Consider the following 15,906-nt stretch of genomic DNA (forward strand, 5'->3'; position numbering starts at 1 on the left):
CGACATTCGCCTTAGTCTCGTGGGCTCGGAGATGTGTATAAGAGACAGCCCGGGGGGCGCCCCTGCATCCATTCTTTCGCGTCCGCGCCCCCGCCCACCCCCACCTCCCCACATCTGTGGATAACTTCGGGAAACTCGCACAACGTCTCACTCGGCCGAGTGAGACGATTTTTTCGTCCACCGCACCGTCCCACGCATTCCGCTACGGTTCCGCACAAGTCGGTGCCGGCTCGCGGCCGACCCGCCTGCGCGGAGGGCGTTTCGTCGTGGGCGGGGCGGGTGTGGGCCGTGCTTCAGTGCGGCACCGTGACCCGTACCGCCTCTCCGTCGCCCAGGTGCAGCAGGCCCCGGCCCGGGAGGACGGGGCCGCCGGTCTCGGTGCGGGTGAGGCGGAGGCCGGCCAGGTCCCCCGCTGCTGGGGAGCGGGGGGAGAGGAGCAGACCTCGGCGGGCTGTGCGGGCTTCGGGTTGCCAGCCGGAGAAGCCCGCGCAGATCTCGTCCTCGTCCCCCGCGAGGACGAGGGCCCGGCCGAGCGCGCCGCCCTCGCGGAGGAGGCGGGTGAGGGTGGGGGACGCGTCGCAGTCGGTGAGGGCTTCGGCGTCGTCCACGAGGACGGCTGTGGGGCCCTCGGCGAGGTCGAGGGCCGCTTCGAGGTCGGCGGCCTTGAGGCCGGAGCCTGTGAAGAGCGCTTGGGCCTGCGGGGCGAGGTCGCGCAGAGGGGAGGGGCGGGGTGTCACGAGGAGGAGACGGGTGCCGTGGGCGAGGAGGGAACGGGCGAGGGAACACAGGGCCGTGCTGCGTCCGGAGCGGGCGGGGCCGGCGACGACGAAGGCGGGTGGTGCGGTGCCGAGGTCGGGGCCGAGGGCGGTGAGGGTGTCGCCGCCGACCCCGGCGAGGGCCCACAGCGGGCCACGGTCCCGGGGCCGCAGCTTCCATGCCTCGGCGAAGTCGATACGGGAGGGCAGGGCGTCGAGGCGGAAGGGACGACGGGAGGCGGGAACGGCCTGGTCGCGCGTGGTGGCCGCGGTGCCGAGGGCGGTCAAGGCGCCGGTCTGCGCACGGCCTTCGGGGGGCGCGTCGAGGAGGGCGAACTGCGTCTCCGTACCGGACTCGGCGCGAAACGCCCTGCCGGGCGGGATGTGGACGGGCAGGGAGCGGGGCGGGATGCCGAGGAGGCTGTAGTCGGCGCGGTCCGCGAGGCGCAGTGCGTACTTCTCCTCGGTGAGCGAGGCGAGGCGGCCGAGGAGGAGTTGGCGGTCGCCCGTGAGAACGAGGTGCAGGCCCGCGCTCGCGCCCTCCCGCAGCAACGCCTGGAGCTGTTCGGTGAGTTCGCCGTGATCGTGCGAACCGAGGGTGGGGAGCCAGCCCTCCCAGCGGTCGAGGAGGACGAGGAGGTGGGGGAGGCGCTCGGCGGGGGGCGCGGTGGCGCGTTGTTCGGTGATGCCGGCGTGGCCGAGGCGGGTGAACAGGGATTGGCGGCGGGCGAGTTCTTCCGTGAGACGGGCGAGGAGACGCGTCGCGCGGTCGGTCTCGTGGCGGGCGACGACCGCCCCGCAGTGGGGGAGCGAGGCGAGTGCGGCGAGGGCGCCGTCGCCGCAGTCGATGCCGTAGAGGTGGACGTCGGCGCAGGAATGGGCGCGGGCGAGGGACCCGGCGAGGGTGCGGAGGATTTGGGAACGGCCGGAGCGGGGGGAGCCCGCGACGAGGAGGTGGGTGAAGGTGTCGAGCGTGAGGGTGAGGTGGCGGCGTGACTGGGTGGCCGGGTGGTCCTCGATCCCGTACGGCGCCGAGCCGGGTGGGGTGTCCGCCGTGGTGAGGGCGCCGAGGGAGACGTGGTCGGGGAGTGCGGGGAGCCAGGGGGCGTGCGGCGGGGGGATGGCGAGGGCGGTGGTGGCTTCGCGGATGGCGGTGACGAGGGCCTTCAGATCGGTCGGGCCCTCGTCGTCCAGGGTCTTCGGCGGTGGCGGGACGGGGGTGGGACGGCCGAGGTCTGCCCAGGTCAGCGGGTGGGTCCAGACCGTGCGGGGTGCGGTCGTCGCGCGAGGGACGCCGCCCGCGACGCGGGCGGTCTGGAAGGGGGTCAGTGAGGCGTGGCCGAGGCGGGCCAGGGCGCGGCCCGGCGTCGTCTTCGCGAGGTGTGCGGCCTCGGGTGAGTCGATGACGTCGCTGGACTCGCTCGGATCGGTGACACGGAGAGCGATCCGGAGGGTCGTGTTGGCGCGGATCTCGGGCGAGACGACCCCGGCGGGCCGCTGCGTCGCGAGCAGCAGGTGGATGCCGAGGCTGCGTCCGCGCTGGGCGATGTCGACGAGCCCCGAGACGAAGTCGGGAAGTTCGCGGGCGAGCGAGGCGAACTCGTCGATGACGAGAAGGAGGCGGGGGAGAGGCGGACGGCGCTGGAGGCGGCGTGCGCCGGGTGGCCCGGGGGCGCCTTCGGCGTCCGGCAGGCCGATGGCGCTTGCCATGTCGGTCGTCCCGCCCGCTCCGGGCGGGCCGGTGGCGCCTGCCACGTCGCCGGTTGTGCCACCTGTGCCCGGCATGCCGGGGGCGCCTGCCACGTCGGTCACACCTCCTGTGGCGGGCTCGGTAAAGGCTCCGGGTGCTTCGGCGGCGTACTCCTCGATGTCCTTCGCGCCCGCCGCCGCCAGGATGCGCTCCCGGCGGTGGAGTTCGGCGCGCAGGGAGACGAGGGCGCGCTCGGTGAGGTGGGTGTCGAGGTCGGTGACCGTGCCGACGGTGTGGGGGAGGTGGTCGCAGTCGCGGAAGGCGGCGCCGCCCTTGTAGTCGACGAGGACGAAGGTCAGGTGTTCGGGGGTGTTGGTGGCGGCGAGCGAGGCCACGAGGGTCTGGAGCAGCTCGGACTTGCCCGAGCCCGTCGTGCCGGCGACGAGCCCGTGCGGCCCGTCGCGGCACAGGTCGACGGCGAAGGGGCCCTCGTACGACTCGCCGATGACGGCGGTGGTGGTGGGGGCGTGGGTGAGCCACCGCGCCCGCACGGCGGACGAGGTGGGTGGGTCGAGGGCGAGAAGGGGGAGGAGCCGCGAGGTCGTGGGGAGGGCGGCGCCGTGGGTGCCGGGGCCCGGGTCGCGGAGCGGGGCGAGGGCGCGGGAGAGGCGTTCGTTCCAGGCGGTACGTACGAGGTCGGGGCGTACGGAGTCGACGGTCGGGGACCCGGTGCGGCGCACGCGCAGGCGGTGCGGGTGGCAAGGGTCGGGGACGACGGTCGCCTGGCACTCGGCGGGGAGGCCGGCCTCATCGGCGTCGAGGCACAGGGAGTGGATGCCGACGGACGGCCCTTCGCTGAGGAGGCGTACGGCGCCCGGGTACTCCCGCAGTCGCCGTGCGCCGTCCCACACGACGACGAGGTCGGGATCGAGGCGCTGTGCCGAAGCGTTCCGCTCCTTCGCCGCTTCGCGTCGGGTGTCGAGCAGGCGGGTGAGTTCCTTGACGCGTGCGATGACGGTCTCGGGGTCGGTGCCGAGGAGGGTGTGGGGGCCTGCGGACGCGGAAGGGCGGGCGTGGGGGAGGTGGCGGAGCCAGTGCCAGTCGGGGCGCGCCGCCGGTTCCGTCAGGACCAGGACGCGGACATCGAGCGGGCTGTGGAGGGCGACGAGTTGGGCGACGGACCAGCGGGCGAGGCTCCGGGCCGGTGGTCCCGCGATGCCGAGCACGCCGAGTGCGGCGAGAGGGAGGGCGATGGGGACGTCGGTGAGGGGGTGGGGTGTGGCGCGCTCGTGCTCGTCGGCGGCGGGGTCGTCGAGGACGACGATGGAGGGGAGGGTGCCGGTGCCGAAGCGGAGGAGGAGGTGGTCGGGGTCGGTGCGGCGGCGTTCCCACAGGCGGGCGCGGGGGCCTGTCGCGAGGCAGAGGACGGTGGCGGGGTCGGGGGAGTCGCGGATACGGGTCCGCCGTTCGGCGGCGAGGGCGTCCTGTGCGGCGGCCTCGATGCGGGCCTTGTCGGCCGCGTACTTCTTGAGACGCGCGGCGTGCGAGGTACGGCCCTGGCGTTTGTCGAGGTAGTGCGTCGCGAAGAGGAGCAGGGGGCTGAGAGCGGCGAGGGCCAGGTAGTACCAGCGGCCGAAGAGCGCGACGGAGACGAGGGCGCACAGGAGTGGTGCCGCCGCCATGAGCCAGGGCAACGGGCGCGGCTCGTGGGGCGGGACGGGCGAGGGGAGGCGGAAGCGGTGTGCCGGGGCGGGTGGGCGCAGGCGGGGCGGGCGGTTGAAGGCGAGCGCCGTGCCGTCCTCGGTGGGGGTGAGCGCGGCGTCGGGCGGGAGGTAGCGGTCGTAGGCGAGGAGGGTTTCCGCGAGGGAGAGTTGGGAGCCGTAAGGCCAGGTGCCGGTCTGCGGGGCGGGCGCGCCGTCGACGCGGAGGCCATCGGCGGCGGCTTCGTAGGCGCAGGTGCCGTCCGGCGCGATGCGCAGGGTGAGGGCGAGGGGCGGGAGCCCGGGGTCGGCGATACGGGGCCGGGCGTGCGGGCCGGAGCCGAGGACGTACCGGCCGGCCCCCAGGCGGTGCACGCCGCCGGCATCGGGGCCGCCCGTGACCCGTACCTCCACGAGCCCCGTGGGCTCGCCGTCCGCGCACCCGCCGGGGCCGCCGAGGCTCACGACGCAGCCGTCCCGCAGCGGCAGCCGGAGCGGCTGCCCGTCGACGAAGGCGGCGGCGTCCGGTGGCGAGCCGGTGTGCCGTGCCAGTGCGGCGACGACCTCGGCGGCGTCGGTCTCGTCGTCCGCCACGAGGAGGACGTCTGCGGTACGGCCGAGCTGGGGATCCACAACGGTGACGGCGACCTGCACGGGGTCTCCTTCGGCGACGGGGGGAGGGGGCTTGTGGTGGGGAGAAGAGGGGGAGCTGTGGCGGGCGGGCTGGGATCACCCGTTAGGGGAGGGAGGGGGCTTGACGCGCGGGGTACGGGCGTCGGCGGAAGCCCCTCGCCCCGGGCCCCGTCCCGGCGCCCACCGAGGCTCCGGAGGCACCGCCCCGTCCGGCCCCGGCGCCCGCCCCGGCCTCCACCGAGGCCCCCTGAGGCCCCCACCGCAAGCCCCGCCTGAAGCCATACCGAGGCCTCACCGGAGGCCCCCGCCCCGGCGCCCGCCGAGGCCCCGCAGGCCCCCGCAAAGCCCCGCCGAAGGCCCCCCTCACCTCACCTCCCCACCCCCCGGGCCAGCTCGGCGTCCAGGTCCTCGTAGGACTGGGCGGCCTGGTGGAGGAAGGAACTCATGCCGTCGAGGCCCTGGATCGTGTTCTTGATGCCTCGCTTGAACTCCTTGAAGGACTCCTCGAAGGCGACGCTGCTGCGGCGGGTGGTGTAGCCCTCGCGGACCAGTTGCTCGATGTAGCGCTCCAGGGCTTCGAGGTCCTCGTCCATCGTGGTCCTGGCCTCGGTGAGGCGGCCCGCGGCGCGGCGCATCTCGGCGTAGGTGAGTTCGGCGTCCTTGGCCATGGGGGTCCTTTCGTCGGTGGTGGGGAGCGTAGGGGGAGGCGGGGGCCGGGGCCCGTAGGGGTGAAAGGGGCCGGGGGAAGTGGGTGCTCACTCCTTCGAGGGGAGGGAAGTGGAGGAGACGATTCCGGATGGCGCGGCGTGGAGATCGGGTGAACGGGGCGTACGACAAGGACGGTTAGGGGTGTGTTCGGGGCGTTTTCGGTCAAGTGCGTCCGGTCCGGGGAGCCTTGAGCGGCCTCCGTGCCACTGGTACGGTGCGGTGGCTTGACATGGCCCGTGAGAGACGGACCGGCGGGGGAATCGCACGCGACAACGCGACGTGCGCGCGCCGGGGGTCGGGGCCGCGAGTCACGGAACGTACCGATACCGGCGGAGCGCGCGGGTGTCGGCGGGGATACGGGGAGCACGCGCGTGAAGGTCCAGGAGAGGGTGTCGGGCCGTGCGTCCGCGCCCGCCCAGCAGCCCGCTGTGGGCGAACGGCTGCCCAGTCCGCCCCGCGAGCGCAAGCCCGCGCTCGCCGCGCTCGCCGTCCTCCTGATCCTCGCGGGCGCCCTCGCCGCGACGCTCCTGGTCATGAACGCGGGTGACCGCGTCTCCGTCGTGCGGACGACGAAGGCCATCCCGGCGGGTGGCTCGCTCTCCCGGGACAACACCACGGACATCCTCGTCGCCAAGGACGACTCCATCCACTACCTGCGGTGGGATCAGATCGACCTGGCGAAGAGCAAGTACAAGCTCGGCTCCGCGCTTCCCGCGGGTTCCCTCGTCGTCGGCGAGATGCTGATCGCCAAGGACAAGTCGGTGGTGGACGAGGGCAAGGCGCTCGTCGGGCTCGCTCTCCAGGAGGGCCAGTACCCGGGCGGGCTCAAGCCCGGCGACACCGTCGCGGTCTACCACGTGGGCAAGGACGCGGGCGCTCCTCCCGCCGGGGAGTCCGGCTCCTCCGGGGGGAACCGGACCCTTCTCAGCGCGCAGGCCGACGTGAAGGACGCGGGCGGCAGCTCCAAGGGCGGCGAGGCCCTGTCCACCGGTGACCGCACCCTCACCGTCTCCGTCCCGGCGGGCGAGGCCCAGGCCCTCGCCCAGGCGTCCTCCGTGGGCGAGGTCGCCGTCGTTCTCGTGCCCGGCCGCTCGCGCGACTGAGCCGGTTCACCAGGAGGTACGAGACATGGCGCTCATCGCACTCGCGGCGGACAAGGGCTCGCCCGGGGTCACCACGGCCGCCGTCGCGCTCGCCGCGATCTGGCCCCGCCGCGTGCTGCTCGCCGAGACCGACCCGGCCGGGGGTGACCTCGTCTACCGCAGCGCCGCCGCGCACGGCGGGCAGCTCGACCCGAACCTCGGCCTGCTGTCGATCGCCGCGACCGCCCGCCGGGGACTGGCCCCCGACCAGCTCTGGGACCACGCCCAGGCACTCGCCGGGGGACTCGACGTGCTCGTCGGCCTCGGCGGCGCCGAACAGGCCGCCGGGCTCAGCGGTACGTGGCCGCTCCTCGGCCGCGCCTTCGCCCAGCTCCAGGACTCGCCGCACGCCCCCGCCGACGTCATCGCCGACTGCGGGCGCATCAGCGGCGACAGCCCCGTGCTCGACCTGCTCCCGCACGCGGCGCTCGTCCTCCTCCTCGCCCGCACCACCCCCGAGTCCCTCGCCCGCGTCCGCGACCGCGCGAGTCACCTCGCCCGCCGCCTGCACGGTGAACGGCGCGGCGCGGCCCAGCTCGGGACCCCGCTCATCGGCGTCGTCCTCGTCGCGGAGAGCGGCGGCGCGGGCAAGCTCGTGCACCAGCTCGACGAGATGCTTCACGCGACGCAGTCGGGCGCGCGTGTGGTCGGCACCCTGGCCGAGGACGAGTCCGGCGCCGAACAGCTCGCCGGGCGCCGCCGGGGCCGCCTCGACAAGTCGCTCCTCGTGCGCTCCGCGCGGAAGGTGTCCGCGGACATCCAGCAGCGGTACGGGACCCTGTGGGCCACCGCGCCCGCGCCCGGCCCGGCGGCGGGCGGCCCGACCTCCCCAGGCACCCCCTACCCGCAGGGCGGCTCCGCCCCCGTACCGCCGCAGACCACCGGGCAGCCGCAGACCAGCGGGCAGCCGCACGCCGCCGGGCAGCCGCACCCCACCGGTCCGCACCCCGCCCCCGGCACCCGCCCCGCCCCCGCGCCGGGGGGCGCCGGGCCCGGTTCCGCGCCCGGAGCCCCCCGGTGAGCGGGGTCGATCACCAGCTCGTCAAGCGGTTCCGGCAGGAGGCCGGGGACCGGATCGCCGAGCAGCGGCGCCAGGACCAGGCCGACGGCGTCGCCGCGATGTCCGGCGAGGACGAGCGGCAGTACGCGCGCGCCGTCATCGCGCAGATACTGGAGGAGTACGCCCGCGGGGAGATCAACGCGGGCCGTACCCCCTTCGACGCGGAGACCGAGGAGGGCTACGCCTCCGCCGTGCACGCGGCGCTCTTCGGCGTCGGGCGGCTCCAGCCGCTCCTGGACGACCCCGAGGTCGAGAACATCGACATCAACGGGCACGACCAGGTCTTCATCGGCTACGCGGACGGCCACGAGGTCCTCGGGGAGCCCGTCGCCGAGAACGACGAGGAACTCATCGAGCTGATCCAGGTGCTCGGCGCGTACTCCGGGCTCTCCTCGCGCCCCTTCGACTCGGCGAACCCGCAGCTCGACCTCCGTCTCCCGGACGGCTCCAGGCTCTCCGCCGTCATGGATGTGACGCGCCGCCCGGCGCTCTCCATCCGCCGCGCCCGCATGGGCAAGGTCTTCATGTCCGACCTCGTCGGCAACGGCACCCTCACCCCGGAGATCGGGCACTTCCTCGCCTGCGCCGTGCGCGCCCGCAAGAACATCATGATCGCCGGGGCCACAAACGCGGGCAAGACGACGCTGCTGCGCGCGCTCGCCAACGAGATACCCCCGCCCGAGCGCCTCATCACCGTCGAGCGCGCGCTCGAACTCGGCCTCGACGCCTTCCCCGAACTCCACCCCAACGTGGTCGCGTTCGAGGAACGCCTGCCCAACTCCGAGGGCCAGGGCGCCATCACGATGGCGGAACTCGTCCGCCGCTCGCTGCGCATGAACCCCTCGCGCGTCATCGTCGGCGAGGTGCTCGGCGACGAGATCGTCACGATGCTCAACGCGATGTCGCAGGGCAACGACGGCTCCCTCTCCACGATCCACGCCAACAGCTCCGCCGAGGTCTTCAACCGCGTGTCGACGTACGCGCTCCAGGCCGCCGAGCACCTGCCCGTCGAAGCGAGCCAGATGCTCGTCGCGGGCGCCATCAACTTCGTCGTCTTCATCGAGCGCCGCAACACCTACCACCTCGGCGGCGGCCTCCAGCGCCTCGTCACCTCCATCCGCGAGGTCAACGGTGTCGACGGACGCGTCCTGTCCAGCGAGATCTTCACCGAGACCCCCGACGGCCGTGTCGTCCCGCACGCGCCCGTCTCCTGCCTCGAAGACCTCGTCGCACAGGGATACCGGGGGGCTTGGGGATGAACCACGACGTCACGGGGCCGCACCACGGGGCGGCTCTTTCCGGACACCCGCTCGCGGCCGGGCTGGACGCGTTCGGCGACTTCGGCGGGCTGCTCTCGCCGAGCGTCCTCGGCGCGCTCGGGGCCGGGCTGCTCGCGGGCGGCGGCTGCGCGCTGCTCGTCATCGCGCTGTACGGGCTGCCCGCCAAGCCCGCCGGGGCGGACGGCCCCGGCGGCAGGAAGCGCGGCGCCGAACTCGCCCGCCTGCTCAGCCGCCGCGCGTCGGCCGCCGTGCTGGTCGGCGTGCTCGTGCTCGTCGCGACCGGCTGGGTCATCGCGGGGATCGGCGCCGGCATCCTCGTCCTCACCTGGGACCGCCTCTTCGGCGGCGCCCGCGAGGAACGCACCCAGATGCGCCGCGTCGAGGCCCTCGCCACCTGGACCGAGTCCCTGCGCGACACCATCGCGGGCGCCGTAGGGCTCGAACAGGCCATCCCCGCCTCAGCGCGCGCCGCTGCCCCCGCGCTGCGCCCCCACCTCGAAGCGCTCGTCGACCGGCTCCGCGCCCGCACCCCGCTCCCCGACGCGCTCCAGTCCCTCGCCGACGAGATCGACGACGCCTCCGCCGACATCATCGTCGCCGCGCTCATCCTCAACGCCCGCCTGCGCGGCCCCGGCCTGCGCCACGTGCTCGGCGCCCTCGCGAAATCCGCGCGCGAAGAGGTCGACATGCGGCAGCGCGTCATGGCGCAGCGCGCGGCGACCCGCCGCAGTGTCCAGATCGTCGTGGCCGTCTCCGTGCTCTTCGTCCTCGGACTCGCCATCTTCAACAAGGACTTCGTCTCGCCGTACAACTCGCCCGTCGGACAGGTCGTGCTCGCCGCGGTCTGCGGGCTCTTCGCCCTCGGCTTCTGGTGGCTGCGCAAGCTCTCCACCATCGAGACCCCCGAGCGCTTCCTCGTACGCGACACGCACACCCAGACCGCACGGCCCGACTTGAGCGCGCCACGCGCCGCCGGGAGCAGGACGGCGCCGCGACGCGGCGGCGAGCACGAGGGGACGGTGCGCCGGTGAACAGCCAGTGGATCGGGCCCGTCGCCGCGGGCGGCGTCATCGGACTCGGCCTCTACGTGCTCGTCAGGGCCCTGCTGCCCGGGGCCCGCAGCCCGCTCCAGACCGTCGCGCGCGTCGACGCGCTGCGCGCCAGGGGCGCGTACGAGCCCCCCGCGCACCGGGGCGGCAAGCACGAGGAGGACGACGGCAGGCTCGCCTCCGCGCGCGCCTCGCTCGGCCTGCGCCTCGCCGCCTTCTACCGGCAGCAGGGCTGGGAACTGCGGTCGCTGCGCGCCGACTTGGCGGTGCTCGACCGGAGCTGGGAAAGGTTCCTGGCGACGAAGGTGCTGCTTGGTGTCGCCGGGCTCGTCTTCGGGCCCGCCGTCTTCGCGATCGTCGCCGTGCTCGGGATCGGCCGCAGCCCCCTCATCCCGCTGTGGCTCGCGCTGCTGTGCGGCATCCTCTTCTTCTTCCTTCCCGACCTGGAGGTCCGCCGCGACGCCCAGGACAAGCGCCGCGACCTGCGGCGCGTCATCGGCGCCTACCTCGACCTCGTCGCGATGAGCCTCGCGGGCGGGCGCGGCCTGCCCGAGGCGCTGCTCGCCGCCGCCGAGGTCAGCGACGGCTGGGCCTCGCGCCGCATCCGCGACGCCCTCCAGGACGCGCGCATCACCGGCCACACGCAGTGGTACGCGCTCGGCCGGCTCGGCGAGGAACTCGGCATCGAGGAACTGAAGGAACTGTCCTCGTCGTTGGCCCTCGTCGCCGACGACGGCGCGAAGGTACGGGAGTCCCTCGCCTCCCGCGCCGAGACGATGCGGCACCGCGAACTCGCCGAGATCGAGGGCAGCGCGGGCGAGAAGTCGCAGTCCATGCTCATCGCCCAACTCCTCCTGTGCGCGGGCTTCCTGGTCTTCCTGATCTTTCCCGCCGCGATGCGGGTGTTCCAGATGTGAGCGCCGCGGCGCACGTACGGCGCCGGGCGCGCCCCGCGCCCGTACGCGCGCGAGTCCACCGGACCGACCGACCTCAGTACCGACCGGAGAGGACCCGGACACCATGAACGAACACGAAGCACCCACCGAGAACTTCTACACGCGGCGCCTCGTCGGCTCCGCGCACCCCGCAGTCGCCTTCCTGGCGGCCTTCCTCCAGACCCGCTACCGCCGCGCCACCTCCGGTGAACTCGACCGGGGCGCCTCGGCGGTGGAGTGGGTCATCATCTCCGCCGTCGTCGTCGCCATCGTCGGCGTCGTCGCGGCGATCCTCAACGCGGCGCTCAAGGGCGGCGCGGACAAGGTCGGCAAGTGCATCGAAGGGGCGAGCGCCGACAAGACCTGCTGAGCGAAGGGCGGTCGGGACGTACGGGCGAGGGGACGGACGTGGGGCGGGGGCACGCAGTGCTGCGGAGGTGTCGCGGGGACGCCTCCGGCCCCGCCATGCCCCCGAGGGGCGCCGGGGCCGCCCCCAGCGGCGGCGTCCCCCCGAAGGGTTCCGGCGCGAACCGGCGGGGCGGTGACTCCGGCATGACCGCCATCGAGTTCGTCGTCCTCACCCCGATCCTCTTCTTCATGATCTTCGCGACGGTGCAGTTCGCGCTGTACTTCTTCGCCGACCACGTCGCGCAGGCGGCGGCGCAGGCCGGGGCGCGCAAGGCGCGGGCGACCGCCGACGAGCACCCCGGCGAGTGGCGCGGCGCGGCCCGCGAGGTCACCGACTCGTACATCGGCCAGCTCGGGCCCACGCTTGTGCTCGGCCCCGACGTGAAGCTCGTCGAGCCCCGCGCGCACACGGTCGGCGTGGAGATCACCGCGCGGGTGCCGTCCGTCTTCCCCGGGCTCGATCTCACGGTGCACGCGCGGTCGGTGGGGCCCGTGGAGCGGTTCGTGCGGGAGGGGGAGGAGTGAGGCACGAAGACGGGGGCGCCTCCCGCGTGAAGGACGGCCGTGGTGCCTCCCGCGTGGAGGACGCCCGTGGCGTCTCCCTCGCGGAGGGCGCGCGTGGCGCTTCCCTCCTGGGGGACGACCGGGGCATATCCACCGTCGAGGTCGTGATCCTCGCGCCCGTGATGATCCTCTTCCTCCTCGTGCTCGTCGCGATGGGCCAACTCGTGGACGGGCGTGGGGCGGTGGACAGCGCGGCGCGCGACGCGGCACGTTCCGGTTCGCTCCAGTGGGAGGCGGGGACGGCGATGGCGGAGGCGCGGCGCGCGGCGGAGGCGGACTTGGGCGACGTGTGCGCGGGGCCCGTCGAGGTGCGCAAGACGAGCGCGGGCTTCGCGGACGCCGACTTCTTCTCGGTGGAGGTCAGCTGCCAGGTGCGGGGACTCGCGATGCTGGGGCTGAACGTGCCGAAGACGCTGACGGGCAAGGCGACGTCGCCACTGGACCCGTACAAGCGGAAGGCGGGGTGACGGTGCGGCCCGGCAGGCTCACGTCCCTGGTGCGGGGGCGCTACTCCTCCCATGCCGACGATCGCGGTTCCGGCGCGGGCGCCGTGATCCTCTTCGCGCTCGTCTTCCTCTCCCTCGCCGCGTTCGTGGTGGACGGCGGGCTGTCGATCTCGCAGCGCGAGCGCGCCGCCGACCTCGCCGAACAGGCAGCCCGGTACGCGGCACAGGACATCGACCGCGAGGCGCTGTACGGCAACGAGGGCGAGGCGCCGATCAACGCGGGCAACTGCCCCGCCAGGGTCGCCGCGTTCGCGGCGGAGAGCGGGATGTCGGGGGCGGACGCGGCGGCCTCGGGGTGCGTGGAGGCGGACGCGGAGCACGTGGAGGTGCGCATCCAGCTCACCTACCGGCCCATCTTCACCGGCGTCTTCTACGGCGGCTCGATCCACGTCTCGGGCACGGCGGTCGCCGAGAACAAGGTCGGCTGAGGCGGCGGACCGCGCTGGGGCGAACCGGCCCCACCCCTCGCACGGCGCCAGGAGCCCCCATGTGCCCGCGCCCCCTCCCCGCCGCACGGCGCCAGGCCGGCCATACCCCTCGTCCAGTCGTGGACCACCACCGCCGCCACCAGCGCGGTCAAAGCGGGACGCACCCCCCGCTTCGGCGGCCGCATCGTTAACTCCGCTGTCACAAGGCCCTCTTGAGGCTCGGGCGTACCGCTTCTAGGCTGCGTGATCGTCGGTCGCGTGTTCGACGCGTGGCCGGTGCCCCACCTGCACCACCCCCGCGCCTCACGCCCCAGAGGGAGTTGCACGTGATCAGACGTCCCGCGGTAGCCCTGGCCGCCGCCTCCGCCGTAGTCGCAGGACTCGCCCTGGCCGGCCCCGCCGTCGCCGCGCCCGCGCCCCACGACTCCCCGCGCGGCGGCATCACCCACGCCGAGAACGACCGGGTGCCCGCCGGTGCCGCCTGGACGCAGGAGTACTTCCCGTCCTCCGACCGCTCGGACACCCAGCTCCACGCTGACGTCCTCCTCCCCGAAGGGCTCAGGAAGGGGCAGAAGGTACCCGTCATCCTCTCCGTGGGCCCCTACTTCGGGCACTCCGGGCAGACCGACGACGAGGGCTTCACGCACACCGGGCCCTCCGCGCGCTTCAACGACTTCATCGAGGGCAGCGACCTGTTCCAGCAGGGGTACGCCTTCGTCATGGTCGACCTGCGCGGCTTCGGCGGCTCCACGGGCTGCCTCGACTGGGGCGGACCGGGCGAGCAGGCCGACGTCAAGGCCGCCATCGACTGGGCGGGCAAGCAGTCCTGGTCCACCGGCAAGGTCGGCATGTACGGGAAGTCCTACGACGCCGTGACCGGGCTCATCGGCAACGATCTCGACCAGAAGCCCCTCAAGGCCGTCGTGGCGCAGGAACCCGTGTGGGACCTGTACCAGTACATCTACTCCAACGGCGTGCCGCGGCCCAACGTGACCGGCACCGCCAACGCGTACAACTCCATCGCCACGCTGCCCCAGTTGGCCGACGACGATCCGCACTACCTCGCCAACTCCACGTACGAGCGGCAGCACCCCGAGTGCCTCACCCGCAACGCCGACGGCTACAAGATCGCCGACCAGAAGTCCGCGCACTGGAAGGCGCGCGACCTCGCCGCCAAGGCCAAGGGCAGTGACACGCCCCTCTTCGTCACCCAGGGTTTCATCGAGAACAACACCAAACCCGAAGAGATGCAGGAGTACCTGGACAACCACCACGGCCCCGAGCGCGGCTGGCTCGGACAGTGGGACCACGTGCGCGGCGGCGACCGCGTGAGCGACGGGCGCCTCGCGATGGGGCGTGAGGGCTGGTACGCGGAGACGCTCTCCTTCTATGACCAGTACCTCAAGGGCAAGCGCCCGAAGGTGAGTTACCCCGCCTTCGCGATCGAGGACTCGACCGGCGCCTGGCGCGCCGAACGCGGCTGGCCCACCACGTCCCGTACCACCACCGTGCGGCTCGACGACGGGGCGTACGTGGACGACGGCGGCGCCTCGGCGCGGACCTCGCTGTCGCTGAGCCCCCAAGCGGGCGGTACGCCGGGTGACTTCGACATGGAGCACGCTCCCGCGCTCGACCCCGTCGCGCCGCGGGGGCTCGCGAAGGGCCTCGCCCGGCTTCAGGAGGCGGGGGCCGTCACGTCGAGCTACTTCACGTGGTCGCGCCCGCTCGCGCGGGACACCCGGATCACCGGGACGCCGCACATCTCCTTCAAGGCCAAGGGCTCGGGCAACGTGATGCTCAAGCTCTACGACGTCGGCACGGACGGCAAGGCCGTCATGTTCGACGAGCAGGTGTCCCTCGTGAAGAGCGGGCGCGTGTCCGTCGACCTGAAGGCGACCGACTGGACGCTGAAGGCGGGGCACGTGCTCGGGGTCGAGATCGGGTCGATCCAGAGCGGCTCGTGGCGGGACACGCCGAGCGGCGAGACGATCGGCGTGGACGACGCGCGGCTCGCGCTCGCCCTCGACGACCCGGCCCGCGACGCCGCCACGGCGGGGGCGCGCTCGCCGTTCCTCGACTCCTACCTGCGGCAGTACACGGTGACGCTGGCGGCGGGCGAGGGGAGCTTCACGCTGCCCCGTGCCTGAGTGAGGGCTGTACGGGCCCGCCTCCCCCGTCGCCGGGGGAGGCGGGCTTTGCCTCAGCGCGCGAGCCGCTCCCCGTCGCCCATCGCGATCACGGGGTGCCACTCCGGGCGCAGTTCCCTCAGCAGTGCCACCAGGTCCGCGCGGGCCAGGCTCACGCAGCCGTGGGTCGGGCCGCCGTGGTCGACGTGGACCCAGATGCCGCCGCCCCGCTCCTCGCCCAGGGGGCGGGCGCGGTCCAGGGGCGAGACGCCCGCGACGCGGTTGTAGTCGATCGCCAGGACGTGGTCGAAAGCGGTCGCGAGGGACTCGCCCGTGAATCCGGTGCCGCCCTCGGCGAACTCGTCGGAGCGGTCGTACGGGAGGTGGGTCCCCGGGTTCGGGAGGAGGCCGCCCGCGTCGCCGATGCGGTAGACCCCGGCGGGGGAGCGCAGGTCGCCCGACCGGTGGTGGTCCGTCCAGCCGCGCAGCGCGTTCCGCGCCGGGCGCGCACGGCCCGGGAGCCAGACCCCGGCCTCCGTACGGGTGTACAGGCGGGCCGTCCCCCGGTTCGCGTCCGGTCCCGCGCCCTTCACCACGAGGACCTGCCGCGCGCGGGCGGGAATCCGGGCCAGCGTCTTGGGGCCGAGCCCGGCCGCACGGAGCGCGGCACGGCCGGCGCCCCCCACCGACGCGGCGGGGGACCCGGCGGAGGTCCCGGCGGTGGAGAGGACGGAAACCCTCGCGGGCGCCCCGGCCCGCGAGGGGCTCGCGCCCGGCCCGGCCGACCCCCGCACGCCGTGCGGTGGCGGCGCCCCTTGCGGCCCGGGCGCCCCTTGCGGTCCCGGCGCCCCCTGTGGCCCCGGCGCCCCCTGCGGCCCCGGCGCCCCCGGCGCCCCCTCCGTCCTCCGCAGCCCCGCCGCCC

The 15,906-nt window shown here is 74.1% G+C and carries 13 protein-coding genes; 10 read left to right on the top strand and 3 right to left on the bottom strand.

Annotated features, from left to right (window positions below):
- Positions 1–293 precede the first annotated feature (293 nt).
- Positions 294–4,799, bottom strand: a complete 4,506-nt coding sequence (locus IF99_RS0128235) for an FtsK/SpoIIIE domain-containing protein (protein ID WP_031000862.1) — start codon at positions 4,797–4,799, stop codon at positions 294–296.
- A 347-nt stretch (positions 4,800–5,146) separates the two neighbouring features.
- Entirely contained in the window at positions 5,147–5,446 is a 300-nt protein-coding gene (locus tag IF99_RS0128240) for a WXG100 family type VII secretion target (RefSeq protein ID WP_031000864.1), read from the bottom strand.
- Between the two features lie 411 nt (positions 5,447–5,857).
- Between IF99_RS0128240 and IF99_RS0128245 the strand changes: the two genes are divergently transcribed.
- The 10 genes from IF99_RS0128245 to IF99_RS0128290 all read left to right on the top strand — a co-directional run bounded on the left by IF99_RS0128245 (position 5,858) and on the right by IF99_RS0128290 (position 15,005).
- Positions 5,858–6,589 carry a hypothetical protein gene (locus tag IF99_RS0128245; protein WP_031000867.1) on the top strand — a complete coding sequence of 244 codons (732 nt, stop codon included), beginning with the start codon at positions 5,858–5,860 and terminating at the stop codon, positions 6,587–6,589.
- Between the two features lie 25 nt (positions 6,590–6,614).
- On the top strand, positions 6,615–7,649 hold the full coding sequence (locus IF99_RS0128250) for a hypothetical protein (protein ID WP_031000870.1): 1,035 nt from the start codon (positions 6,615–6,617) through the stop codon (positions 7,647–7,649).
- On the top strand, positions 7,646–8,947 hold the full coding sequence (locus IF99_RS0128255; protein WP_031000872.1) for a CpaF family protein: 1,302 nt from the start codon (positions 7,646–7,648) through the stop codon (positions 8,945–8,947). Before IF99_RS0128250 ends, IF99_RS0128255 begins: the two co-directional genes overlap by 4 nt.
- Positions 8,944–9,999: a type II secretion system F family protein gene (locus tag IF99_RS0128260; protein WP_031000874.1), complete on the top strand. Its 1,056-nt coding sequence runs from the start codon at positions 8,944–8,946 to the stop codon at positions 9,997–9,999. Before IF99_RS0128255 ends, IF99_RS0128260 begins: the two co-directional genes overlap by 4 nt.
- A complete protein-coding gene (locus IF99_RS0128265) occupies positions 9,996–10,934 on the top strand; it encodes a type II secretion system F family protein (RefSeq protein ID WP_031000876.1) in 939 nt (312 codons plus the stop codon). The genes IF99_RS0128260 and IF99_RS0128265 overlap by 4 nt, the downstream gene beginning before the upstream one ends.
- A 103-nt stretch (positions 10,935–11,037) precedes the next feature.
- Positions 11,038–11,322, top strand: a complete 285-nt coding sequence (locus IF99_RS0128270; RefSeq protein ID WP_031000878.1) for a hypothetical protein — start codon at positions 11,038–11,040, stop codon at positions 11,320–11,322.
- 38 nt (positions 11,323–11,360) lie between these two features.
- Positions 11,361–11,885 (top strand): TadE family protein, encoded by a 525-nt coding sequence (locus IF99_RS0128275; protein WP_199806578.1) that lies wholly within the window; start codon positions 11,361–11,363, stop codon positions 11,883–11,885.
- Between the two features lie 107 nt (positions 11,886–11,992).
- Positions 11,993–12,391: a TadE family protein gene (locus tag IF99_RS0128280; RefSeq protein ID WP_031000882.1), complete on the top strand. Its 399-nt coding sequence runs from the start codon at positions 11,993–11,995 to the stop codon at positions 12,389–12,391.
- 2 nt (positions 12,392–12,393) lie between these two features.
- Entirely contained in the window at positions 12,394–12,858 is a 465-nt protein-coding gene (locus tag IF99_RS0128285) for a Tad domain-containing protein (protein ID WP_037827842.1), read from the top strand.
- A 326-nt stretch (positions 12,859–13,184) separates the two neighbouring features.
- Positions 13,185–15,005: a CocE/NonD family hydrolase gene (locus tag IF99_RS0128290; protein ID WP_031000886.1), complete on the top strand. Its 1,821-nt coding sequence runs from the start codon at positions 13,185–13,187 to the stop codon at positions 15,003–15,005.
- A 53-nt stretch (positions 15,006–15,058) separates the two neighbouring features.
- On the opposite strand, the gene IF99_RS0128295 is transcribed toward IF99_RS0128290, so the two are convergent.
- Positions 15,059–15,670 (bottom strand): L,D-transpeptidase family protein, encoded by a 612-nt coding sequence (locus IF99_RS0128295; protein ID WP_037827839.1) that lies wholly within the window; start codon positions 15,668–15,670, stop codon positions 15,059–15,061.
- Positions 15,671–15,906 lie beyond the last annotated feature (236 nt).

This window comes from Streptomyces sp. NRRL F-5630 (genome assembly GCF_000719475.1).
Classification (GTDB): domain Bacteria; phylum Actinomycetota; class Actinomycetes; order Streptomycetales; family Streptomycetaceae; genus Streptomyces.

What these genes read in the sequence shown, in the direction of transcription:
- IF99_RS0128270 (WP_031000878.1), top strand. Translation starts at nt 11,038, where the DNA reads ATGAACGAACACGAAGCACCCACCGAGAACTTCTACACGCGGCGCCTC.
- IF99_RS0128240 (WP_031000864.1), bottom strand. Translation starts at nt 5,446, where the DNA reads ATGGCCAAGGACGCCGAACTCACCTACGCCGAGATGCGCCGCGCCGCG.
- IF99_RS0128260 (WP_031000874.1), top strand. Translation starts at nt 8,944, where the DNA reads ATGAACCACGACGTCACGGGGCCGCACCACGGGGCGGCTCTTTCCGGA.
- IF99_RS0128250 (WP_031000870.1), top strand. Translation starts at nt 6,615, where the DNA reads ATGGCGCTCATCGCACTCGCGGCGGACAAGGGCTCGCCCGGGGTCACC.